Origin of the sequence: Arthrobacter sp. NPDC058192, assembly GCF_042883665.1 — a bacterium.
Taxonomy (GTDB): Bacteria; Actinomycetota; Actinomycetes; order Actinomycetales; family Micrococcaceae; genus Arthrobacter.
The window spans coordinates 115,634-138,367 of the sequence record NZ_JBHVVJ010000016.1; the positions used below are offsets into that span (position 1 = coordinate 115,634).

A 22,734-nucleotide genomic window follows, 5' to 3' on the forward strand; every position below is an offset into this window, starting at 1 on the left:
CTGAATCTTGGGGGATTTCATGCCGGTCCAGTTCTACCTTCCGCCGATGCTACTGCTCGGACCGGCAATCGCGGCGCTGCTTGTCTACGCCGTGCTTCGGTGGGTGATCTGGGCCCCCGGGACCGGGACTTCGCCGCAGACCGTGGCGCAGCACGGACTGTGGGTGGGCGTGATCGGCTGGCTGGCGAGCTCCCTCCAGGGAGCCGTGACTTTGGGCATCATCCCGGCCAATCCATCCGCGGCCACCGCAGTGGTAAGCGCCGGGTCGATCGTCCCGGCCCTGGGATGGCCGGTCCTGGGCTGCCTGACCGTGCATGCCCTGGGCCAGATCACTTATCCGGGGCCGCGGCGAATGCGGCGGCAGGCCGTGCTGTCCGCACGGCGCATCAGAGACTTCATGCCACGCAGGCTGGCGTTCACCACGGCAGCCATCTTCCTCTCGGCTGCCGCCGCCATCGTACGGGCCGGCACACTGCCCGGATTCGCGGCGGTGGCTCCCACCACGGTCAGCGACGGCCAATATAACGTCGAAAACGGCAACAACTATTACAACGGCGGCGGCGACGGGCGTATCCCGGGGCCGGAGGTGGCCGGCTGGCTCGGAGGCGCCCTGCTGGTGTTGGGCGGAGGGACGTGGCTGGTTTTGTGGATGGTCTCCCGCCGCCGTCAACTGGAGTCCCTCGACGCCGCCGACAATGCCGTATTGCGGACCATCGCAATGAACCGGCTGCTGCGCACGGTATCCACGGTGGCTGCCGGGCTGGCGGCCATCGCGGGGAACTTCGCGGCCCTGCCGAATCCCTCCCAAGAAAGGTCGTCTTGGATGAATCCGGCAGGCCTTGCGTGCACCGTGGTCCTGCTCGTCATGTGGCAGTGGCGGCCGCCCCGCCTTGCCTCCGCCGGACTGGGCACCCGGAACCGGCCCGAAGCCGGCCTCACCGGGCCCCAGCACCCGGCGGCGCGACTGGTCTCCGCGCTCGGAGCGCTTCTGGGCCTGGCTGCAGCCGTGCCCCTGCTGGCCGGCGTCTTCCTCGCACCTGCTCTCATGGGTGCCGCCAGCTACGGACTTGCGGGATTCGTGGCTCTGATGACCACCTCAGTCCTGCTTGCCATCGCCGGAGGTGAGCTGGTGCTGCAGCGCAATTACGGAACGCGGAACGCGCCGCGCACCTGGCCCCGCCAGCCAGTGAGCCCCGCCCTGCTGACCACGGCGGTCCTGGCGCTGCTGGTCTTCCTGCTGGCCCTCGTGCTCACCGCCGCGGGGCAGGCCCTGCTGGCCGAGGAGCCCGGCTGGGCTCCTGCCGCACTGTTCGCGGCCGGCACGGCAGCCATGGCGCTGCCGGCGTTCCTGACCGCCCGGCTCCGCCGGTCCGTACCCGACCTTCCCGCCGGCATGGACGCGGCGCTGCGTGCCATCACCGTCCACCGGACCGTACGGACCCTCGCGGCCAGTGTCACGGCCCAGGCCGCAATACTGCTGCTGACCCGGAGCACAGCGTGGGCGGCGGTGTTCGGTCCCGACGCCTTTGGAGATGCAGTCGATCCGGCCGCCGGGTCGTGGTGGCCCGCGACCCTGGCGGGCTCTGTGCTGGGCGCCGCGGCCGTGGTCATCGCCGTCATCCCGGTCCGGATGCTGGCCCGGCCCCGGACCACTCCGGCTCCGCGGCCGGAGAAGGAACCTGCCGAGTGACAGCGGGAATCTCCGTCAACTTGCGCTCGGCTACACCGCCGTACGCCCAGATCCGGGCGCAGATCGCTGCCCTCATTACAGCCGGCACGCTGGCACCGGGAGCCCGGCTACCGACAGTCCGCAGCCTGGCGGCGGACCTGGGCATCGCGGCCGGAACAGTCGCCCGGGCCTACAGGGAGCTCGAACTGGCAGGGCTGACCGAAACCCGGCGACGTAACGGCACCGTGGTGGCGGCGACGCCTGCCCTGCATGCCGCTGCGGGGGTGCAGGTGGCCGCGGGCGCGGAGGTGATCGCCGCCGTCGACCGCTACATTGCGCAAGGCCGCGGGGCCGGGCTTGACGACGCCGCCCTGTTGACGATCCTTCGGGCGAGGCTGGGCCGGTCATACGGGTAAGGAAAGCCGGTGACTCAGTAGACTGGAACCGTGAGCATCCCTACGCCCTATGAAGACCTGCTGCGTGACGTCCTCGAGCACGGCACGCACAAATCGGACCGTACCGGAACCGGCACGCTGAGCGTATTTGGCCGCCAACTGCGCTTTGACCTGAGCAAGAACTTCCCGCTCATCACCACCAAACGGGTGCACTTCAAGTCCGTGGCCGTGGAGCTGCTGTGGTTCCTGCGCGGCGACACCAACGTCAAATGGATGCAGGACCAGGGCGTGACGATCTGGAACGAGTGGGCGGACGCCGAGGGCGAACTCGGTCCCGTGTACGGGGTCCAGTGGCGGTCCTGGCCCACGCCCGACGGGGGCCACATCGACCAGATCGCCGAACTCGTGGAGAACCTCAAGTCCAACCCGGACTCGCGCCGCCACATCGTCTCGGCGTGGAACGTGTCCGAACTCAAGGACATGGCCTTGCCCCCTTGCCACGCGTTTTTCCAGTTCTACGTGGCCGACGGCAAGCTCTCCTGCCAGTTGTACCAGCGCTCCGCTGACACGTTCTTGGGCGTGCCGTTCAACATCGCCTCCTACGCGCTGCTGACCTGCATGCTGGCGCAGCAGACCGGCCTGGAGCCGGGCGAATTCGTCTGGACCGGCGGGGACGTGCACATCTATGACAACCACATGGACCAGGTCCTCAAACAGCTCGCCCGCGAGCCCTATGACTACCCCCAGCTGAAAATCATCCGCAAGCCGGACTCCATCTTCGACTACACCCTCGAGGACTTCGAAGTGGTCGGATACCAGCACCACCCGACGATTAAGGCGCCGATAGCCGTATGAGCAAAGACAGCACCCCGGGCGGGCAGCCCGGCGATTTCACTGAGCAACTCCGGGCGTCCACCACCGGGGTCGGGCTGGTCTGGGCGCAGACCACCGCAGGCGTGATCGGCAAGGACGGCGACATGCCGTGGCACCTTCCCGAGGACATGCTGCACTTCACCCGGCTGACCAAAGGGCATCCTGTGGTCATGGGGCGCAAAACCTGGCTTTCCTTTCCGGACAAGTACCGTCCGCTGCCGGGACGCACCAATATTGTGGTCACCCGGCAGGAAGGTTGGGGTGAGACCGCCGAGGCGGCGGGTGCCCTGGCGGTGAAGTCGCTCGACGACGCGCTGTTGGAGTCCCAGTTCGCTCCCGGCCACGAGACGGTCTGGGTGCTGGGCGGCGGGGAAATTTTTGCCCAGACCGTGGACGTCGCAGACGTCGCGGTGGTGACGTTCATCGATTCCGAGACCGACGGCGACACCTACGCGCCCGAGCTCACCTACGAATGGAAGCTGACCGCCAGTGAGCCGGCCACCGGCTGGCTCACGTCCGCCAACGGAACGCGGTACCGGTTCACGCTGTGGCGCCGGACGGAGGCCAAATAATGCTGAGGAAACCCGAGACGCTTTTTGTCCTGGGCTACATGCTCCTGCCCTTGCTGGCGCTGCTCTCGGCCATCGTGGGGTTGACCATGATCCTGGGTGGCAACAAGATCCTCGGGCTGATTGTGCTGGTGGTGGTGACACAGGTCTTCACCTTCGGGGCGGTCTTCGCGTTGCGCCGGCGCAAAGCGGCGCTGCTGGAGGAGCCGCGCGCCGACTGACGGCCGGGCCGCAGGCGCGCGAAACAGCAGGCGTGACGTAACCGACTGCGCCCTGCCCCAGGTGTTGTCTAAAATGGGCGCATGACTACAGCAGCTACCCCGTCCGTCGGCCTGGTCGGTTGGCGCGGCATGGTCGGTTCCGTCCTGATGCAGCGCATGCAGGATGAGGGCGACTTCGCCAGCATCAACCCGGTCTTCTTCTCCACCTCGAACGCGGGCGGCGCTGCCCCGGCCATTGCCGGAGCCACCGCGGGCGACGCCGGCAAGCTCGAGGACGCGTATGACCTCGAAACGCTGGCCAAGCTGCCCATCATTGTCACCACCCAGGGCGGCGACTACACCAAGCAGGTGCACGGCGAGCTGCGCAGCCGCGGCTGGGACGGCCTCTGGATCGACGCCGCCTCCACCCTGCGCATGAACGACGACTCCATCATCGTGCTTGACCCCATCAACCGGGACGTCATCGACGCCGGCCTGTCCGGCGGGGTAAAGGACTACATCGGCGGCAACTGCACCGTGTCCTGCATGCTCATGGGCCTGGGCGGACTGTTCAAGAACAACCTGGTCGAGTGGGGCACCTCCATGACGTACCAGGCCGCGTCCGGCGGCGGGGCACGCCACATGCGTGAACTCCTGAACCAGTTCGGCACCCTCAACGCCGAGGTCAGCACCGAACTGAGCGACCCGGCGTCGGCCATCCTCGAGATCGACCGAAAGGTCCTGGCCCACCAGCGCACCGGAATCGACGCCACGCAGTTCGGCGTCCCGCTGGCCGGTTCCCTGATCCCCTGGATCGACGCGGACCTCGGCAACGGCCAGTCCAAGGAGGAATGGAAGGCCGGGGCCGAGACGAACAAGATCCTTGGCACCACCTCCGAGGACCGCGTCATCATGGACGGGCTGTGCGTCCGGATCGGCGCAATGCGCTCGCACTCCCAGGCCCTGACGCTGAAGCTCCGCGAGGACCTCTCGGTGGGCGACATCGAGAAGCTCCTGGACACCGACAACGAGTGGGCCCGCGTGGTGCCCAACACGAAGGAAGCCTCCATGGCCGAACTGACCCCGGTGGCCGCGTCCGGCACGCTGGAAATCCCGGTGGGCCGTATCCGCAAGCTCGAGATGGGCCCGGAGTACATCAGCGCGTTCACGGTCGGTGACCAGCTGCTGTGGGGTGCTGCCGAGCCGCTGCGACGCATGCTCCGCATCGCCACCGGAAACCTCTAGGGGTCACTGACTCACGTCAGGCACCAAGGAATCTGCGGTACTTCGCGGCCTGCAGCTCAAAGGACTTTTGAGCGGCAGGCCGCAGCCCGTTAACCGCGTCGAAGGGGTCCGGCGCGACGGCGGACGTTCTGCCAGTGCCCGCCCGCGCCCATGTGCCGATCACCTGACCGCCCGAGACGATGGTTTTCTTGAACACGCCGTTGCCGCCCGGGACGATCTTGTCGGCGTGCTCCGGCGGCAGCACGAGGGACCGGTCCGTGTAGCCCAGCAGGAACTCATCGAACCCCGGCAGGGCCAGCACGGTGCGCTGTCCGGGCACACCGTCCTCGAGCAGTCCGGCGGTGGCCGGCGACAGCCAGTAGGTGGCCCCTTCGAATTCCAGCCCAACGAGCTGGTCCTTTACCAGGGCCAAGGCGGTGCGGACCTCTGTCACCGGCGTGTTCGACCACCACGCGAAGTCGCGTTCCGTGGCCGGGCCGTGGCTGAGCATGTACCGCAACAGCAGTTCCGCGATGCCTTCGGCACGGTCCAGTTCGCGGGATTTCGGGATCCACTCGTCGAACGCCTTGATGAGCTGCTGGCTCCCCGCGAGCGGCCCCAAGACCAGCCAGGCCCGCTGGCACAGCATCCCCAGCAGGTGGATGCCGCGTTGGCCCGCCGTGGACTGGCCCGCAGCCTCAAAAGCTGCGAAAAGCTGCTGGCGCGTCGCCGATCCTCCACCTTGGACGAGCTCCAGGGCTGCCTCACGGCTTGCTTCCACGTCCCGGGCCTCAATCTCCAGCTCCCGGTGGCGTCCCGCCATGCCACGGATCAGCCGATCGGAGGTGATGGCCAGCATCCACTTCAAATCTTCGGGGGCCAGTACGTGCAGGGTTCCGCGCATGGGCCAGGAACGGACGATCTCCGCCCGATCCAGCGCCCCGCGGACATCGTCAACGCGGGCACCCGGAACGCGCTGGGCGACAGCCCAGAGAACGGCCTGAAGGTCCTGCGCCTGCATCGCCGTCATGGCGCGGACTGCTTCCGGGACGGTCTCAAAACCGGACCCCAGCAAACCCTGCGCGGTGAGCCGCAGCCTGCCCATGATCCCGGGACTGAGCCGGGTGCCCCTCACGTCTGTCATGGACCTATGGTATGACCCCAGCCGGTAGGACAGCGGCCGGCTGCCGGGCTGTTGCCCGGCAGTTCCCAGCCGCCGTCCAGCGGGCCTCTTTACCCTTGATGCATGACTATGAGTGAGGTGTGGCCGCTTCTGCGGCCCCTGTGCCGGAAGCTGGCCCTGCTGGGCTGGGCCTCCAGCGCCGCCGGCATGGCTGCCGGTCTCGCCGTCGCCATTGCCAGCGGCACCCGACTTTCGCCCATGATGAGTACGCTGCAGCTGGTGGCCGGCATGTCCATGGCCGTGTCCGTGTGCAGCTTCGTCATGGCAGCAGCCCTGCAGCCCCGTGGCCGGCTCCCGGAGGGCGCTAACGCCGGGGGTCTGGCGCCTCGGGGCCAGGAGTTTCAGCTGGACTCTGCCGGGGAATTTCCGGCCACTGTCCAGGCCTTCCTGCTCGGCGCACTTGCCTTTCTCGCCGGCGCCGTGGCGTTCGCGTGCGCCGGGCTGGTGCTTCAGAGCGGGCCCAGCACGCAGTCCGTGGCTTTCTGCCAGGTCTTCCTGCTCGGCGCCGCGGCCTCCGGTTTCACATTCATGCTCTTCAGCAAAGTGGTCCCCCGCCGCGCGGACCGGTAGGCGGCGGCTTCCGGCTAACGGCGCTTGGAGCGTTCGCGCTAGGAGAGTGCGACGCCGATCAGCAGCGGCTCCGGGTGCAGTTCGATCCCGAAACGCTCGACAACGCCGTGGCGCACCTCGCGGGCAACGGCCAGCATGTCCGCCGTGCTCGCCCCGCCACGGTTGGTGACGGCGAGCGTGTGCTTGGTGGAAAGCGATGCCCGGCCGCCCGAGACACTGTCCGGATCCAGGCCGAAGCCCTTGGCGAAGCCGGCCTGGTCAATCAGCCAGGCCGCCGAAAGCTTGGTCAGTCCGTCCGCGCCGCCGGGGTAGCGCGGCGCCTCCGTCGGCAGCAGCGCCGCGACTTCTTCGGGCACGATCGGGTTAGTGAAGAAGGAGCCCGTGGAGTACGTGTCGCGGTCGGACGCGTCCCAGACCATGCCCTTGGATCCCCGGAGCCGCAGCACTTCGCGGCGGACGTCGTTGGCGTAGGCCCGCTTGCCCTGTTCGACGCCGAGCGCCCGGGCGAGCTCGGCGTAGCGGATCGGGGCGCTCATCCGTCCGAGCGGGAGCTGGAATTCCACGGTGAGCACCACATAGCGCGGCGAGCCGTTGACGGTGGTCTGTTTGAGGATGGAGTCCCGGTAGCCGAACTTGAGTTCGGAATTCGTGAACGTCTGCACTGCGTTGCGTTCCCGGTCCCACGTGCGCACAGCGGCGATCGTCTGCGAGACGTCGGCGCCGTAGGCTCCGACGTTTTGCACCGGGGTGGCGCCCGTGGCGCCGGGGATCCCGGAAAGCGCCTCGACGCCGGACCAGGCATGCTTCACGGCGTGGTCAACGAAGGCGTCCCAGTTGTGCCCGGCCTGCACCACCACGGCGACGCCGCCGCAGGAGTCCTCGGCGTTGACCGTGAAGCCCTCCGAGGCGATCTTCAGGACGGTGCCGGGGAAACCGTCGTCGGAGACCAGCAGGTTGGAACCGCCGCCGATGATCAGCAACGGCTGGCCGGCCGCGTCCGCCGTGCGCACGGCGTCGATGATGTCGGCCTCGCTGCGGGCCTCAAGATAGCTGCCGGCGGGGCCGCCGACAGCGGAGGTGGTCAGGGCGGAGAGCAGAATCTGGGTCACCCAACCAGCCTAGCCGGGATCATGCCCTCACCTGATACCGGTCCCCACGGCAGCAGCAGCCGCTGGGAGTCTGCGCGCCACCGGGGAGAGCAGGAAGCTGGCGACGAGCATCACCATGACGGCGAGCAACGAGTGCAGGATGCCTACGTGTTCCGCCAGCAGGCCCAGCAGCGGCGGCCCGCAGAGGAAGGCGCCGTAGCCGATCGTGGACACCACGGACACCCGGGCAGCGGCCCTGACGGGATCGTCGGCAGCAGCGGACATGCCCACCGGGAACCCCAACGAGGCGCCGAGTCCCCAGATGGCGAGGGCGACGAAGGCCAGCCAGGGAACCGGGGCGAAGACGAACAATCCCAGGCCCAGGACCGCCAGTGCCGCGCACCAGCGCATCACCGGGACCCGGCCGAAACGGTCCAGGACCACGGTGCCGGCGAAGCGGCCCACGGTCATGAAGGTGACGAACAGGCCGTAGCCCGCCGCTCCGGCGGCGTCGGTCTGGCCGTGGCCGTCAGCCAGCGCCAGGGCTACCCAGTCACCCGCAGCCCCTTCGGCGAGGGCAAGCCCGAGCACCAGCACGCCCAGGAGCAGGGTCCGCCGGTCACGCCAGGCCTGCGCGATTTGTCGTTTGCTGTCCAACGGCTGCTCGGGGACCGCGTCCGTCTGCCGGACGACGGGGATGGGCCCGGTGGAGGGGTCCTCGAAGGTGTCCGTCCCGGATGCCGTGAAGGGGCGTTCCCCCTGGATCGGGGTGATGTCCGCACGGAACCAGGCCGCGGCCGTCGCCACCGAGCCGGCCACCAGTAGGCCGGCAGCCGCCAGGTGCCAAAAGACCGGGACGCCGGCACCGGCGGCCCAGGCACCCAGCCCGGCTCCCGCCACGGTGCCCAGGCTGAAGGAACCGTGCAGCCGGGGCATGATGTGCCTCCGGACGGCGCGTTCCACCGCGGCGCCTTCGACGTTGGACGCGGTGTTCCAGCTCGCGGTGCCCAGTCCGATGACGGCCAGTCCTGCGGCGACCGCCACCGGGTTGGCCAGCACGGAGGTGCCGAAGCCTGCCAGCAGGAGCCCGCACCCGACCATGATGCTGCCGATCCGGATGGTGCGCTTGGAGCCGAGCCGAAGCACGATCAGGCCTGAGGCGGACACCGACAGGAAGGACCCTGCCGTCATGCAGAGCAGGAGCAGCCCGACCGTGCCAGGCGTCAGGTCCAGGCCGTCACGGATCGCCGGCAGCCGGGACACCCACGTGGAGAACGCGATGCCGCTGGCGGCGTAGGCCACCACCACCGCGTTCCGCCAGTGTGTGATCTCCGCGGCCGGGGTGAAGACAGCGTTGGTCACAGCGGTTCGTTGAATTGCGGCGCCACGGGCTAGGCCAGCCGAACGACGGCCTGGGCCTTGACCAGGACTTTTTGCCCGGCGGCGGCGACCGTGAGGTCGATGCGGGCGGTGCCGGCGTCGGCGTCGAGCGCCCCGACGGCGCCGCTGACCTCGATCACGGCACCGGCGTCGGGCGTGCCTGTTGTGTCAGCCACGGGAACCGGTTTGGTGAAGCGGGTCTGGAAGTCCACGACGGCGGCCGGGTCGCCGGCCCAGTCGGTCACGAGCTGGACGGCGGCGCCCATGGTGAACATGCCGTGGGCGATCACGCCCGGCAGGCCCACGCCCGTGGCGAAGGCCTCGTTCCAGTGGATCGGGTTGAAGTCGCCGGAGGCGCCGGCGTACTTGACGAGGTCGGCGCGGCTGACGGCGATGCTGCGGCTGCCGATGTCCTGGCCGACCGTGAGATCCGCGAACTTGGGAGCAATAGATGCAGTGTTCATGGCTACTGTCCCTCTCCGCGGACCAGGATGGACGAGGTGGTGGTGGCGACGGGCTCGCGGGCGCCGGCGGCGTCACCGGCAGCGCCGGTGACATCGCTGCCAAGCGCGAAGATTTCGGAGCGGGTGGTGATCATGGCTCCCCCGCCCATGGCGCGGACGCCGTCGACGTGCAGCTCGGCGACCAGCCGGTCACCCGCGACGATGGGGCGGTGGTGGGTGAACCGCTGGTCGGCGTGGACCACGCGGGAGAAGTCGATGCCGGATTCCGGATCCTCGATCAGCTGCGCGTCGGCGCGCTGGGCCACGATGATGGCGAAGGTCGGCGGCGCGACGAGGTCACGGTGGCCCAGCGCCCTGGCGGCGGTGACGTCGAAGTGGGCGGGGTGGGTGGCCTGGACCGCGCGCGCGAACTCGCGGATCTTCTCGCGACCGACGTCATACACCTCTGCGGCAGGGTAGCTGCGCCCCTGCAGATCCGGATTGATAGTCATGGTTCCACCCTATCGCCACGCCCGCGGCCGCCCGGTTTCGTGACAGGGCTGCGCAGTCCGGTTGCTAGCGTTTGAGGTTCTTACGGACGGCCTGGCCGCGGACCACAAGACCTACAATGTGCAGAATCAGGCCCAGCCCTATCACTGGCAGTGAGGCCAGGGCCAGGGCCTGGTTGCCGGTGCTGTTGCCCACCACGTTGAGGATGATGCCGACGGCGATCAGGCCCATGGCGCTGAAGACGATCGCTTTGTAGGTGGTTGACGCGGTGGCCCAGAATTCGTTCAGCACCGTGCCAGTCTACCGGGGCGCGCCGCGGGTAATTTTCGCGTCACGGTCAAGACCGGCGTCAGAACAACAGCTCCTGCACCGCCGGGACGTCCGAGCCGTGGTCACCGAATTCGATCACCCGTGCCTTGAGGTGCCCGAGGTTCACCACGAATTCCAGTCCGCTGGCGTCCAGCGCCGCGAGCGCAACGCTGCCGCTCAGCGAGTCGATCCGGAAGCCGTGGGCTCCGCTGCCCAGGTCGTGGGGGTAGGCATGCCGGGCGGCCTGTGTGCAGGCGCCGGCCGAGAGCGCCGGCCGGATCCACCGCTCGTCCACGACTTTGAACCCCTCACCGCCGGTGCGGGAAAGCAGGGCCCGGGACTCCCCCGCCAGCCGGCCGTTGAGTGCGTCGAGTTCCGCGGCGGCTGCCGGCGACACGAGCGCTGCCGCCTTGGCGGCGGAGCGGACCTGCTGCGGCACGCCGGCGTCGCGCGTGATCATGTCCTCAAGGATCCGGACCACGCGGCCGTCGTCGGCGTGCGCGATGTAGCGGGCGACGACGGCGCCCTGCTCGGCGAGCCGGTTCCATTTGCGCAGGTGGGAAGCGGTTCCCACTTTGCAGGCTCCGCCGGCGAACGTGGCGATGTAGAGCCAGTGCGGCTGCATCAGGTAGGCCCGCAGGCCCGGCGGGACCCGGCCGCTGCGGTGGAAGTCATGGATGAGCCTAGAGTCGTCGAGCACGAAGCACCGCTCGCACTGGCTGCCCTTCACGGCCGGCCCCCGCGTCGGGCACACGACGTGGTCCCGGTCCGCGGGCCCGTGCACCTTGTGGTGCCCGAGGCAGGACTTCCCCTCGCCATTGATCCTGAAACCGAGCCGGGTTCCGGCGTCGAGGGTCAGGTCGGTGAAATTGCCGCCAGGGTCCTGGACACGCAGCACCGGGGGGAGGCCGCCGTCGGGCTGCCCGGGAACCGGCGCGGGGCCATCCCAAAAGACCCCGTGGACCAGATAACGGGTTCCGGTCACGGGGTCTCCTGGGTTGGTACGGGTGGGCTACAGCGCCGGCTGCACGCCAAAGGCTACGGCGAGCTTCATGATCTTCTCGGCGCGGCCCAGGCGGGGAAGGTCCGAGCCGTCACGGATGACGCGGCCGCTGGCTTCGAAGTCGGCCATGAAGTCCGTGGCCCAGGCGACGTCGGACGGGGTGGGGCTGATGACTTCGTTGATCACCGGGGTCTGGTCGATCGCCAGGCAGAGCTTGCCGGTCATGCCCATCATCACGGTGATGCCGGTCTGTTCGCGCAGGATCGGGTGGCTGGTCCCGACGGTCGGGCCGTCGATCGGGCCCGGCAGGTTGCCGACGCGGCTGGCGACCACGAGCTTGGCCCGCGGGTAGGCCATGGCTTCGGCGGTGGCGGCCATGCCGGTGTCGCGGCGGAAGTCGCCGGAGCCGAAGGCCAGGCGGAAGGCGCCCTGGGCCTTGGCGATGTTGTTGGCTTCCTCAATGCCGACGGCGGACTCCACGAGCGGGATGACCGGGGTCTTGCCGTCCATCCGGTGGAAGCTCTCCGTGACCTGGTCGGCCGATTCGGTCTTGGCCAGCATGACGCCGAGCAGTCCGGGAGTGCCGCGCAGCCCGGCGAGGTCGTCGGCCCAGAAGGGGCTGGTGGCGTCGTTGATCCGCACCCAGGCCTGGCCGCCAGAGGCCAGCCAGTTCACGACGTTCTCGCGGGCGGCGTCCTTCTGCGAGGGGTCCACGGCATCCTCGATGTCCAGAATGATCGAGTCGGCGCGCGACACAGCGGAGACGTCAAAAAGCTCGGGCTTCATGGCGTTGACCAAAAGCCACGAACGGGCGATTTCGGCGGGGATGTTACGTTCGGGCCGGACAGTCTCGACGGCGGCGGAGATAGAGGTCATACCTCTACCGTATCCGCCCGGGGCGCCCAAACGCTAAGCAGCAGCTGTCTGCCCGGCGAACAATACGGCGAACAATACGACCAAAATCCGGCAGGCCGCCCTCCCCGTTCCAACCGGGTCGCAGCGAAGGCCGTTCTGAGCGCTCAGACGGCCTTCGCTGCGGCCCGGTTGGGTTTGGCGGGTCAGGGGATGTTGCTGCCCCGCGCGGTGACCCAGAGCCTGTACCACTGGACGCGGGTCATCTCGGCTGCCACACGCGCTGCCCCGGCGCAGGCCCGGATCCGGCCCGGGTTGGCCGAACCGATCACGGGCGCAATCCGGGCCGGGTGCCGCATCAGCCATCCGAGGAGGACGGCCTCGACGGTGGTTCCCATCGCCGTCGCCATCTCGGCCACGAGCACGGCAGTGGCCGCTTCGGCCGGCGTCGGGCTTTCCGGCGGGGCTCCGCTGTAGTGGCCCCGGGCCAGCGCCCCGTAGGCCTGCAGGGTGATTCCCTGCCGGCCGCAGAACTCCACGGTCCCGTGCGGGAAGCTGTGGTCCAGCCCCTCCGCGTGGTTCACCAGCACGGTGCTTTCCAGCCAGGCCCGTTTCAGCAGGCTCATTTCCAGCTGGTTGGCGACCACCGGGGTGTCCAAGTGGTCCTGCAGCGCCTCGATCTGGGGGCCGGACATGTTGGACACACCAACCTGCCGCACTTTGCCTTCCCGCATCAGCTGCCCGACGGCGGATGCCACCTCCGCGGGGTCCGCCAAGGGGTCCGGGCGGTGCAGCATGAGGACATCGACATAGTCGGTCTTCAGCCGTTTCAGGCTGCCGTTGACCCGTTCGAGGATGCCGTCACGGCTCAGGTCGTAGTGCGTCTGGAGACCCTGCTCGCCCAGCCGGATGCCGCACTTGGTCTGGAGCCGGATCTTCTCCCGCAGCCCGGGCGTGACGGCGAGGACCTCGCCGAAGACTGCCTCGGACTTGCCGCTGCGGTAGATGTCCGCGTGGTCGAACAGGGTGATGCCCGCGCCCAGGGCAGCCTCGACGGCGGCGGCCGCCTCGTCCACCTCCGCGGACGAGTACGGCTCCGCCGACCAGCTTCCGCCCAGGCCCATGCAGCCGTAGATCAGCTCCTGGCCGGAGCTTGCCGACGGGGTGCCGGAGGGTTCCTGTGCCGTGGGGCTCACCGCAGCCAGACGGTCGTGTTCGCCGGCAGCAGTCCGCCGTCCAGCGGGCCGCTGCTGACCAGCACCTCGCCGGCCGGCAGCTGAACCGGGGCGTCACCGAAGTTGGTCACCGTCTGCCAGTTGCCGGGGCGCGTGAAGTGCAGGACGTCGGCGCTGCCGGAGTCCAGCCATTCGAGTTCTTCGGAGGTCTGCAGCTCGCGGCGGAGCGTCAGGGCCTTGCGGTACAGCTCCAGGGTGGAGCCCTCCACGCCGTCCTGGGCCGCCACCGCGTAGCGCTCGAACCAGGCCGGCTGCGGCAGGTGTGCGCCGCCGTCGCCGAAGCCGAACGAGGTGCCCGCCGGAGCCCAGGGCAGCGGGACGCGGCAGCCGTCGCGGCCGATCTCCACACCCTTGTTCCGGAAGAACGTGGGGTCCTGGCGCTCGGCGTCCGGGATCTCGGTGACTTCCTGCAGGCCCAACTCCTCGCCCTGGTACAGGTAGGCGGAGCCCGGCAGGGCCAGCATCAGCAAGGTCGCGGCGCGTGCCCGGCGCAGGCCGAGTTCGACGTCGAGTTCCTCGGCAGGGGCGCCGGCCAGCAGCCAGCCCTTGCCGTCCTGGCCCTGGGCGTGCTTGCCGCCGCCCCGGGGCAGCCCGTAGCGGGTAGCGTGGCGCACCACGTCGTGATTGGAGAAGACCCACGTGGAGGAGGCACCGGATTCGGTCGCCTCGGCGAGGTTCCGGGTGATGATTTCGCGGAACTCCGCGGCGTCGAAGTCGGCCTGCAGGAGGTCGAAGTTGAACGCCTGGCCCAGCCCCTCCGGGCTGGCGTAGCGGGCCCGGCGGGTGGCGTGCACCCAGGCCTCGGCGACGGCGGTGCGCGGCGGGTTGTACTCGTTGAACACCTCACGCCATTCGGCGTAGACCTCGTGGACTTCGTCGCGGTCCCAGAACGGGTGCGATCCGTCGGTGAAGCCGTCCGTGCCCGTGTTGGCAGCGCTCAGCTCCACCTTGGAGATGAGGGGTTCGGTGAGGTCCTTGGTCAGGGCGTGCGCCACATCGACCCGGAAGCCGTCCACGCCGCGGTCGGACCAGAAGCGGAGGGTCTTCAGGAAGTCGTCGCGGATCTCGCGGTTGGCCCAGTTCAGGTCCGGCTGTTCCTTGGCGAAGATGTGCATGTACCACTGGCCCGGCGTGCCGTCGGGCTCGGTGATGCGCTCCCAGGCGGGGCCGCCGAACACGGATTCCCAGTCCGCCGGCGGGATCTCGCCGTTCTCCCCCTGGCCGTCGCGGAAGATGTAGCGGTCGCGGGCGGCGGAGCCGCGCGGGGAGGCCAGCGCCTCCCGGAACCATTCGTGCCGGTTGGAGGAGTGGTTGGGGACGATGTCCGCGATGAGCTTGATGCCCGCGGCGTGCAGCGCGGCGGACATTTCGTCGAAGTCTTCCAGGGTGCCGAGCTTGGGGTCGACGTCGCGGTAGTCATCGACGTCGTAGCCACCATCGGCGAGCGCCGAAGGGTAGAACGGGGAGAGCCAGACGGCGTCAATGCCGAGCTGCTGCAGGTACGGCACCTTGGCCGTGATGCCCTTGATGTCGCCCAGGCCGTCCCCGTTGGAGTCGGAGAAGCTCCGCGGGTAGATCTGGTACACCGAGGCTTGGCGCCACCAGTTGGGGTCGGCAGCGAGGTCGGAACCGGACAGGGTTGCCAGCGTGGCGGTGTTGGGCAAGGGATGATCCTTCGGGGCTGGGAGAGGGCTTCTGGTAATTTAGATACAAGCTAAATCTATTGCCTGAACAATTATGTGTCCGTGGACAGAAGAGGTCAAGAAGTGATGCCGCACGCAGCCGCCGCCACCCCGCAGCTGCTGCGCCGCGTCAACGCCCAGGCCGTGCTGCGGCATCTGAGGGGTGCCGACGTCGCGACGGGCACCGAGCTGATGGCGCTGACCGGGCTGACCCGGGCCTCGGTGATCGCCGTCTGCGAGGACCTCATCGGCCGGGGCTGGATCGTGGAGCTGGAGCAGCCCCCGGCGAACGCTGACAAGGCCCGGAAGGGCCGCCCGGCCCGCCGGTTCGCCTACAACCCGGAGGCCGGCGTCGTACTGGGCCTCGACATTGGCGCCGCAACCACCACCGCTGCCGTGGCCGACCTCCGCGGCACCGTCATCGGCCGCTCCAGCGAGAGCTTCCGCGCCGCGGACATCCCCGCCCAGGAACGGATCGCCGTCGTCGACCTCGCGTGCCGCCAGGCTCTCGAGGCGGCAGGGACAGACCCGGGCAGGGTCCTGGCCGTAGGCGCCGGGATCGCCGCGCCGGTGGACCGGGAGGGCAACGTGCTCGTGACCCAGCGGTTCTGGAGCCTGTTCGACGTCGGGCTCCGCTCCGCGCTGAAGGAGCTGCACGGCTGGACGGTGCTCCTGGAGAACGACGCCAATCTGGCCGCCCTCGGTGAGCGCTGGCGCGGTTCCGGTGCGGGCGTGGACGATCTGGTGGTGCTCCTCGCCGGCGAACGCCTCGGCGCCGGGGTCATGGAATCCGGGCGGCTGCTCCATGGCCGCGGCGGGGCAGCCGGCGAGATGGGCTACCTGGACATGGTGGAGGGCGTCGGCTCCAGCGACGGCATCGCGGCCCTGGCGAGGCAGTGGTCCGCGGCAAACGGCGGACCATCGGCCGGCGGCGCAGCCAGCGCCCCGCGCGTGTTCGAGGACGCGGCGCACGGAGATGCGGCGGCGCTGGCGATCCTGGGCCGGATTTCGGAGCGCATGGCGCGCGTGATCGCCTCGATCGCGAGCCTGATCAACCCCGAGCAGGTGGTGATCGGCGGCGCCGTCGCCGAGTCCGCCGGTGTCCTCCTGCCGGAGATCGCGGCACTGCTCCCAAGCTTCACCGCGACGCCGCCCCGGGTGACGGCCTCCCCGCTGGGCGACGCGATCGTGACGGTCGGCGCGGTCCGGCACGCCCTGGACTACGTCGAGGCGAATGCGCTGGAACTCGAACTGACCGGCTGAGAGCCTGGCGGGTGCCCTAGTTTTTCAGCAGAGCGGTTGCTCAAGATTCGGCAACGATTGGATACGCAAGTCCAAAGTTTGGCGCAAGTTTCCCGTAATCGCGGCCTGCCGTCCGTAGACTGACCTCATTCTTTGGTCTCTTGCGGCCGTCCAGCTGACCCGTCGGCTGGACGGCCGTCTCATGAAAGATAAACGTGAACTCTTTACGGATGAAGACTGCGTTGTTAGCCGCGGTTGTCCTTGCCTTGGCTTCGGTCCCGGCTACCGGCACGGTGCCAGCCCACGCTGAGCAGTCGCCGACACCCGTCGCGACCGAAACCGCAACAGCTCCGGCAGCTCCGGCCGCCACGCCCACGCCCGCTCCCACTGCTGCCCCGGCTCCCACCGCGAAGGTCTCGCCGGCGCCGGCTCCCACTGCTGCCCCGGCTCCCACCGCGAAAACGGTCCAGCCGGCGCCAAGCCCCTCCGCCACCGCCAAGCTCAGCGCGCCGCTCACGACGGTTGAGTCGCTCCCGGTGGAAGGCTCCGACGAACCCTTCATTGCGCACACGTTCGAAAATCCGCCCCCGGTTGGGAAAAAGGGCGCACCTGCCGGCGCCGCCGCGACGGCCCGGACCACGGAGTCCTATTCGCTGACCCGCTCCGGCGACATCAAAGTACGCCTGGTCCTGGTCCAGTTGGCCGACAGGAAGGCAACCATCCCGCAGGCCGCCGCGCAGGCTTCCATCTCCACCAGCAGTAACTATTGGAAGACGATGTCCAACGGCCGTTTGTCGATGACCGTGACCAAGGTGGAGAGCCGTAGCAGCAAGGCCACCTCGACGCAGCGTTACCCGGACATGATGAACACCATTGCCGGAGAGCTCGGGTGGACCCCCAGCCCCAATACCGCTTTGGTGGTCTTTGTCTCCACGCCGACACTCTCCGACGGCGCGTATGGCGCCGGCTGGAGTTATCAGGGCACCAGCGGGCGGGTCATCATGCCGCTTCCGGCGACCTTGACCAACAGCGTCCTGACTCACGAGTTCGGGCACGTACTGGGCCTCATGCACGCAAACAGCCTTCAGTGCGGAAGCGGCGCGCAGGACGTCGCCACGAACTCGGACGGGACGTTCGCCGATTCCAGCTGCTACATCCGGGAATACGGCGACAGCCTGGATCTGATGGGCATCTCCCAGCGCAGCCAGCCCGCCATCAGCTCAACTCTTTGGGCCTATGGGGGATTTGGCCGCGGCGACGAAATCGTCGACGCCGGGATCCTCAACGGTCCGAAGAAATTCACCTTAGGGGCATGGGCGGGTACCGCGGCGAACCGGGCAGTGAAGTTTAGGGATCCCGTCAGCGGCGAAGTCTATTTCCTGGAGTTGCGGCTGCCGGTCAGTTATGACACCACCGAGGCTGTGGATCTGAACAGCGGCGTCAAAATTGTCCAGCAGCTGGGGGCCGGCTCGCTGGTTCTGCTGCCGGATTCCAGACCGTTCTCCGGTTATTACAACCCCCGCCAGACCTGGCAGGCGGGAGAGACCTTTACCACCCATGCCGGCACGCGGGTGAGCATTGATGCGATCACCTCCACCTCCGCAAGCGTGACGGTCGAGTCGCTACTCTCGATAGCCGGCAGAGCCATTGCCCCTGTCGCTGCCGCCACGCCCGCCCTCGGAAGCGCGGCGTCCGCCGTCGCATGCGGGCTCAAAGCCGGCGGATGCTACAGAAGTTTTCAGGGCGGTTCTGTGCACTGGACACCAAGCACCGGCGCAGTCGCCACGGTCGGTGCGATCCGTGCCTCCTGGGCAGCCTTGGGATACGAAAACGGCAAACTTGGATATCCGACCGGCGGTCAGCGCTGCGGTCTGGCTAGGAGCGGCTGCTACCAGACATTCCAGGGCGGCACGATCCACTGGTCACCCGCCACCGGGGCATTCGCCACCCTCGGCGCAATCCGCGCGGCCTGGGGCAGCGCGGGCTACGAGAACGGCAAGCTCGGCTACCCGGTGGCTAATGAGGTCTGCGGACTGGTTAACGGCGGCTGCTACCAGACATTCCAGGGCGGCACCATCCACTGGTCACCCGCCACCGGCGCCGTCGCCACCTGGGGCGGCATCCGCACCACGTGGGCGAGCCTGGGCTACGAAAAGGGAAAGCTCGGCTACCCGACGGGCAAGGAAACCTGCGGCCTGGTCAACGGCGGCTGCTACCAGACATTCCAGGGCGGCACCATCCACTGGTCCCCCGCCACCCACGCCTACGCCACCTGGGGTGCCATCCGCACCGCATGGGCAAGCCTGGGCTACGAGAACGGCAAACTGGGCTACCCGGCAGGCAAGGAAACCTGCGGCCTGGTCAACGGCGGCTGCTACCAGAAATTTCAAGGCGGCACCATCCACTGGTCGCCCGCCACCGGCGCCGTCGCCACCTGGGGCGGCATCCGCACCACGTGGGCGAGCCTGGGCTACGAGAAGGGAAAGCTCGGCTACCCCACCGGCAAGGAAACTTGCGGGCTGGTCAACGGCGGCTGTTACCAGACATTCCAGGGCGGCACCATCCATTGGTCGCCCGCCACCCACGCCTACGCCACCTGGGGCGCCATCCGCACCACGTGGGCAAGCCTGAGCTACGAAAAAGGCAAACTCGGCTACCCCACCGGCAAGGAAACCTGCGGCCTGATCAACGGCGGCTGCTACCAGAAATTCCAGGGCGGCTCCATCCACTGGTCGCCCGCCACCGGCGCCGTCGCCACCTGGGGCGGCATCCGTGCAACCTGGGGCGGCCTAGGGTACGAAAAGGGGCGGCTTGGCTATCCCACCGCAGCGGAAACCTGCGTCCCTGTCACCGGCGCATGCAGCCAGCAATTCCAGAACGGAACCATCACCTGGTCTGCAGCGCAGGGCAGCGTAGTACTCCCCTGATATGTGGTTCGCCCCGGTCAAGGGCGTGGAAAGCGGTCCCGGGCTGGGTAGTCCGGGACCGCTTCCGTATTAGCGGCCCGGACGGCATTGGTTTCGCAACGCGGTGATCACTCCGGCATGATCATCGTGCGCAGGTCCAGCTGGCGCAGCACACGGTCGGCCACCTCCGGGTCCATGCCCGGCTCGTTCCGGGCAGCCACGACCTCCTGGCGGGCGGCGTCAAGGGCGATGGTCTGGACGGCGATGGCGAGTTCGCGGCCGCGTTGACGTTTCTCCCCCGCGCTTTCATTCTTCAGGCTTCCGTCCAGCAGCTCAGCGTGCAGCCGGGTCATCTTTTCCTTCACCAGCGCCACCTTCTCCGCCGGCAACTCCCTCATGAGCTCGTGGTCTTTGAGCGCCGCGATCGCCGCCTGCTGCGCGCGGCGGGCCAGCACCCGGGCAGCGTCGCGCTCCTCCGAGCCGTCCTCGGACGCCTTCAGGACCCGCATGAGCCACGGCAGCGTCAGCCCAGGCAGCACCAGAGTTGCCAGCAGGACCGCGCACGCGATCACCAGCAACTGGCTCCGGGCCGGGAAAGGCGAGCCGTCCGCAATGGTCAGCGGAAGGGCCAGGGCCAGCGCCAGGGTGGCCAGACCCCGCATCCCGCACCAGGTCAGGATCAGCACATCCTTCGCTGACGTCGGGCGCAGCACGTCCTTCCTGGCCCGCGACAGGCCGGACATCATGGCCAGCCAGGCAAACCGGGCAGCGAAGACGAGCACGCAGACCACCGCGGCGCTTCCGACCATGCCAAACACGGCGCTGCCTTCGTCATGGATGACCTGCCGCACTTCCAGCCCCACGAGCCCGAACGCCAGCCCGGTGATCAGCAGTTCCACGACGTCCCAGAACGCCGTGCGGGTGACCCTTTCGGCGGCGTCCTGTGGCCGGGAGTGGCGCTGGATTTCCAAGGCGGTAACGACGACGGCGATCACCCCGGATGCGTGCACTTCCTCGGCCAGAATGTAGGCGGCGAACGGCACCACAAGTGTGACGGCGCTGCGGGCCACCATGGAGGACACGAGGCGGGTGATCAGACTCGTAAGCCAGCCCATGCCGATTCCCACCAGCACCGCCAGCGCGGCGCCCAGGACGAACTGGGGGACGACGTCGGAGGCGATCTTGGTGCCGGCCACGGCGGCAGCGACGGCCGCCTGGAAGATGACGATGGCTGCGGCGTCGTTGAAGAGTCCCTCGCTCTGCAGAACGTTGATGAGCCGCCGCGGCATGTGCACCCGGCTGGCGATCGAGTCCACGGCCACAGGGTCCGGCGGGGCCACCATGGCGCCCAGGGCGATCGCGGCCGGAATGCCGATGCCCGGGATCATGAGCCACGCCGCCCCGGCCACCACTGCGGTGGAAACCACGACGAGCGCGACTGCCAGCATGAGCAGGGTGCGCCAGCGGACCCTGAAGACGGCCCATGAGCTGCGCTGGGCCGTTGCGAAAAGCAGCGGCGGAAGGAAGATGGGCAGGATCAGCTCCGGCGGGATCTGGACCTCCGGAAAGCCCGGGATAAACGTCAGGCCCACCGCCAGCAGCAGCATCAGCACGGGGTAGGGCAGCCTGAGCCGGTCCCCCAGGCCCACCGCCGCAACTGTGGCCAGCAACAGCCCGACGATCAGTGCCAATTGGTCCATGTGTCTGCGCTCCCCCGAATGCGGCCGCGGGCATCCCTTCTGGACGCCCGGACGGCCCCCACTACCCTATCGGCAGGAGCACGCTCGCTATTCCACGGGACCGAGTGCTGCGGCGAGTGGCAGGGTGCCGTCCCGGAACTCGATGGTGCGCCCGATCGTGGCCGGCAGCCCGAGAACCGCTGCCGCCACCAAGGCGACGTTGGCGCGGGCGGTTTCCGTGCCGCCCGACGTGTCGGCAGGGTCGACGTCGATCATCCCGTTTCCGGCTCCCGACGTCAGCGTGCCCGGTCCCAGAACGGTCCAGTCGAGCCCCGAGCCGCGCAGGTAGGCGTCCGCGGCGGCCTTGGCCTCGGCGTAGGCGAAGAAGCCGTTGTCAGCGGGGACCCCGTGCTCCGGCCCGGCCCCGAAATAGGAAACCATGACGTACCTTCGGACCCCCGCTTCGGCCGCGGCGTCCATGGAGCGGATCGCGGCGTCCCGGTCCACGGCGTAGGTCCGCTCGGGGTTCCCGCCGCCGGCCCCGGCAGACCATACGACGGCGTCGTGGTTCCGGAGCGCATCGGCGATCTGCGCCGTCGTCGCGTTCTCCACGTCCAGGACCGACGGCGTGGCGCCGGTGGCGGCGACGTCGGCCGCGTGGTCCGGGTTGCGGACGAGGGACGTGACCTCCTGCCCGTCCGCCACGAGGATCCTGGACAGTTCCAAGGCCACTTTGCCGTGGCCGCCGATGATTGCGATTCGCGTCATGGACCCATTCTGTCCCAACGGAGGAAGAACTGTTGCCCCATCGTCCAGAGGTTGGTGGTGGTCCAGTAGATCAGGACGCCGATGGGGAAAACAATGCCACCCAGGCCGAAGATGACCGGCAGGCTGTAGAGGAGCACCTTTTGTTGGGCCATGAACGGGCTCGGGGGGGCCTCTTCGGACATGTTCCTGGCCATGATCTGCTGTTGCGTGACGATCTGCGCGGCCGTCATGGCCAGAATCATGACAATGGACAGGACCCACACCGACAGCTGGCTGCCGCCGCTGCCATGGAGCAGGGACGCGGACAGCGGGGCGCCGAAAATCGTGGACTCGCCGAACTGCTGGACCTGTTCGGCGCTCATGGCACCGATGCCTTCGTTCTGGGCGGCTGCGGTGCTGATGCCGGAAAGCAGCTGGAACAGGGCGAAGAAAAAGGGGATCTGGATCAGCAGGGGCAGGCAGGCCGAGAACGGGTTGGTGCCGTGCTTCTTGTACAGGGCCATCTGCTCCTGCGCCATGGCCTGGCGGGACTCCTGGTCGGTCTTGCCCCTGTACTTGTCCTGCAGCTCCTTCAGGTCCGGCTGCAGCAACTGCATCCGACGCTGGGCGCTGACCTGTTTCAGGAACACGGGGATCAGGGCGGCGCGGATCACGAGCACCAGTCCGATGATGGACATCATCCAGGTCCGGCCGCTCGCCGCCGGCATGCCGATGCTGCTGAGGCCGTCGTGGAAGCCCACCATGATGGCGGAGACCAGCCATTTGAACGGGGCCATGACGGTTGCAAAGAAGTCCACTGGTATCCCCCATCCGTCAGGTGAGGCAAAGCTACGGTGAAACGAGCCGCTTGTCACGGGCCCGCGTTGACTCGTAGAAAACCTCCGCGTAGCCGGATACGTTGCCTCATTTGAAAACCTCCGCGTAACGGCGTGGTTGACGGTAGTGGCGCCGCGT

At 68.4% G+C, this 22,734-nt stretch carries 21 protein-coding genes and 1 pseudogene; 9 read left to right on the plus strand and 13 right to left on the minus strand.

Features of this window, described 5'->3' with window-relative positions; all coding sequences use genetic code 11:
• The first annotated feature begins 46 nt into the window (after positions 1–46).
• The 6 genes from ACFVVK_RS16330 (at position 47) to asd (ending at position 4,951) form a co-directional block, all read left to right on the plus strand.
• The gene (locus ACFVVK_RS16330; RefSeq protein ID WP_390269066.1) at positions 47–1,690 is read left to right on the plus strand and encodes a hypothetical protein; all 1,644 of its coding nucleotides are present in this window, start codon (positions 47–49) and stop codon (positions 1,688–1,690) included.
• Entirely contained in the window at positions 1,687–2,085 is a 399-nt protein-coding gene (locus ACFVVK_RS16335; protein WP_390269069.1) for a GntR family transcriptional regulator, read from the plus strand. The genes ACFVVK_RS16330 and ACFVVK_RS16335 overlap by 4 nt, the downstream gene beginning before the upstream one ends.
• 30 nt (positions 2,086–2,115) lie before the next feature.
• Positions 2,116–2,919 carry a thymidylate synthase gene (locus tag ACFVVK_RS16340; RefSeq protein ID WP_390269072.1) on the plus strand — a complete coding sequence of 268 codons (804 nt, stop codon included), beginning with the start codon at positions 2,116–2,118 and terminating at the stop codon, positions 2,917–2,919.
• Positions 2,916–3,509, plus strand: coding sequence for a dihydrofolate reductase (locus tag ACFVVK_RS16345; protein ID WP_390269075.1), 594 nt, complete (start codon positions 2,916–2,918; stop codon positions 3,507–3,509). The genes ACFVVK_RS16340 and ACFVVK_RS16345 overlap by 4 nt, the downstream gene beginning before the upstream one ends.
• Positions 3,509–3,727 (plus strand): NF038396 family protein, encoded by a 219-nt coding sequence (locus tag ACFVVK_RS16350; protein ID WP_390269078.1) that lies wholly within the window; start codon positions 3,509–3,511, stop codon positions 3,725–3,727. The genes ACFVVK_RS16345 and ACFVVK_RS16350 overlap by 1 nt, the downstream gene beginning before the upstream one ends.
• 81 nt (positions 3,728–3,808) lie before the next feature.
• A complete protein-coding gene (gene asd / locus ACFVVK_RS16355) occupies positions 3,809–4,951 on the plus strand; it encodes an aspartate-semialdehyde dehydrogenase (RefSeq protein ID WP_390269081.1) in 1,143 nt (380 codons plus the stop codon).
• A gap of 16 nt (positions 4,952–4,967) precedes the next feature.
• On the opposite strand, the gene ACFVVK_RS16360 is transcribed toward asd, so the two are convergent.
• Positions 4,968–6,074, minus strand: coding sequence for a winged helix DNA-binding domain-containing protein (locus tag ACFVVK_RS16360; protein WP_390269084.1), 1,107 nt, complete (start codon positions 6,072–6,074; stop codon positions 4,968–4,970).
• Positions 6,075–6,176: 102 nt separating this feature from the next.
• Between ACFVVK_RS16360 and ACFVVK_RS16365 the strand changes: the two genes are divergently transcribed.
• A complete protein-coding gene (locus ACFVVK_RS16365) occupies positions 6,177–6,683 on the plus strand; it encodes a hypothetical protein (RefSeq protein ID WP_390269086.1) in 507 nt (168 codons plus the stop codon).
• A gap of 38 nt (positions 6,684–6,721) precedes the next feature.
• Here the strand turns inward: ACFVVK_RS16365 and ACFVVK_RS16370 are convergent, their stop codons facing one another.
• From ACFVVK_RS16370 to ACFVVK_RS16410, 9 genes are all read right to left on the minus strand, one after another.
• Positions 6,722–7,792 carry a UDP-N-acetylmuramate dehydrogenase gene (locus tag ACFVVK_RS16370; protein WP_390269088.1) on the minus strand — a complete coding sequence of 357 codons (1,071 nt, stop codon included), beginning with the start codon at positions 7,790–7,792 and terminating at the stop codon, positions 6,722–6,724.
• 27 nt (positions 7,793–7,819) lie between these two features.
• Positions 7,820–9,133 carry an MFS transporter gene (locus tag ACFVVK_RS16375; protein ID WP_390269091.1) on the minus strand — a complete coding sequence of 438 codons (1,314 nt, stop codon included), beginning with the start codon at positions 9,131–9,133 and terminating at the stop codon, positions 7,820–7,822.
• A gap of 29 nt (positions 9,134–9,162) precedes the next feature.
• Positions 9,163–9,615, minus strand: a complete 453-nt coding sequence (locus ACFVVK_RS16380; protein WP_390269093.1) for a MaoC family dehydratase — start codon at positions 9,613–9,615, stop codon at positions 9,163–9,165.
• Positions 9,616–9,617: 2 nt separating this feature from the next.
• Positions 9,618–10,106: a MaoC family dehydratase N-terminal domain-containing protein gene (locus ACFVVK_RS16385; protein ID WP_390269095.1), complete on the minus strand. Its 489-nt coding sequence runs from the start codon at positions 10,104–10,106 to the stop codon at positions 9,618–9,620.
• 64 nt (positions 10,107–10,170) lie between these two features.
• Positions 10,171–10,395: a DUF3188 domain-containing protein gene (locus tag ACFVVK_RS16390; protein ID WP_390269097.1), complete on the minus strand. Its 225-nt coding sequence runs from the start codon at positions 10,393–10,395 to the stop codon at positions 10,171–10,173.
• Positions 10,396–10,453: 58 nt separating this feature from the next.
• The gene (locus tag ACFVVK_RS16395; RefSeq protein WP_390269100.1) at positions 10,454–11,398 is read right to left on the minus strand and encodes a DUF2797 domain-containing protein; all 945 of its coding nucleotides are present in this window, start codon (positions 11,396–11,398) and stop codon (positions 10,454–10,456) included.
• A 27-nt stretch (positions 11,399–11,425) separates the two neighbouring features.
• Positions 11,426–12,292, minus strand: coding sequence for an HpcH/HpaI aldolase/citrate lyase family protein (locus ACFVVK_RS16400; RefSeq protein ID WP_390269103.1), 867 nt, complete (start codon positions 12,290–12,292; stop codon positions 11,426–11,428).
• Between the two features lie 182 nt (positions 12,293–12,474).
• A complete protein-coding gene (locus tag ACFVVK_RS16405) occupies positions 12,475–13,464 on the minus strand; it encodes an aldo/keto reductase family oxidoreductase (protein WP_390269106.1) in 990 nt (329 codons plus the stop codon).
• Positions 13,461–15,167, minus strand: a complete 1,707-nt coding sequence (locus ACFVVK_RS16410) for a glycoside hydrolase family 13 protein (RefSeq protein WP_390269109.1) — start codon at positions 15,165–15,167, stop codon at positions 13,461–13,463. The genes ACFVVK_RS16405 and ACFVVK_RS16410 overlap by 4 nt, the downstream gene beginning before the upstream one ends.
• 105 nt (positions 15,168–15,272) lie before the next feature.
• Between ACFVVK_RS16410 and ACFVVK_RS16415 the strand changes: the two genes are divergently transcribed.
• Together ACFVVK_RS16415 and ACFVVK_RS16420 are read left to right on the plus strand one after the other, a co-directional pair.
• Positions 15,273–16,448: an ROK family protein gene (locus tag ACFVVK_RS16415; protein WP_390269112.1), complete on the plus strand. Its 1,176-nt coding sequence runs from the start codon at positions 15,273–15,275 to the stop codon at positions 16,446–16,448.
• A 209-nt stretch (positions 16,449–16,657) separates the two neighbouring features.
• On the plus strand, positions 16,658–19,354 hold the full coding sequence (locus tag ACFVVK_RS16420) for a M43 family zinc metalloprotease (RefSeq protein WP_390269115.1): 2,697 nt from the start codon (positions 16,658–16,660) through the stop codon (positions 19,352–19,354).
• A gap of 107 nt (positions 19,355–19,461) precedes the next feature.
• On the opposite strand, the gene ACFVVK_RS16425 is transcribed toward ACFVVK_RS16420, so the two are convergent.
• From ACFVVK_RS16425 to yidC, 3 genes and pseudogenes are all read right to left on the minus strand, one after another.
• A complete protein-coding gene (locus ACFVVK_RS16425) occupies positions 19,462–21,033 on the minus strand; it encodes a Na+/H+ antiporter (RefSeq protein WP_390269118.1) in 1,572 nt (523 codons plus the stop codon).
• An 87-nt stretch (positions 21,034–21,120) separates the two neighbouring features.
• Positions 21,121–21,780, minus strand: a complete 660-nt coding sequence (locus ACFVVK_RS16430; RefSeq protein ID WP_390269120.1) for an NAD(P)H-binding protein — start codon at positions 21,778–21,780, stop codon at positions 21,121–21,123.
• A gap of 20 nt (positions 21,781–21,800) precedes the next feature.
• Positions 21,801–22,577, minus strand: a pseudogene (gene yidC, locus ACFVVK_RS16435) (membrane protein insertase YidC); the annotation flags it as partial.
• Between the last annotated feature and the right edge of the window lie 157 nt (positions 22,578–22,734).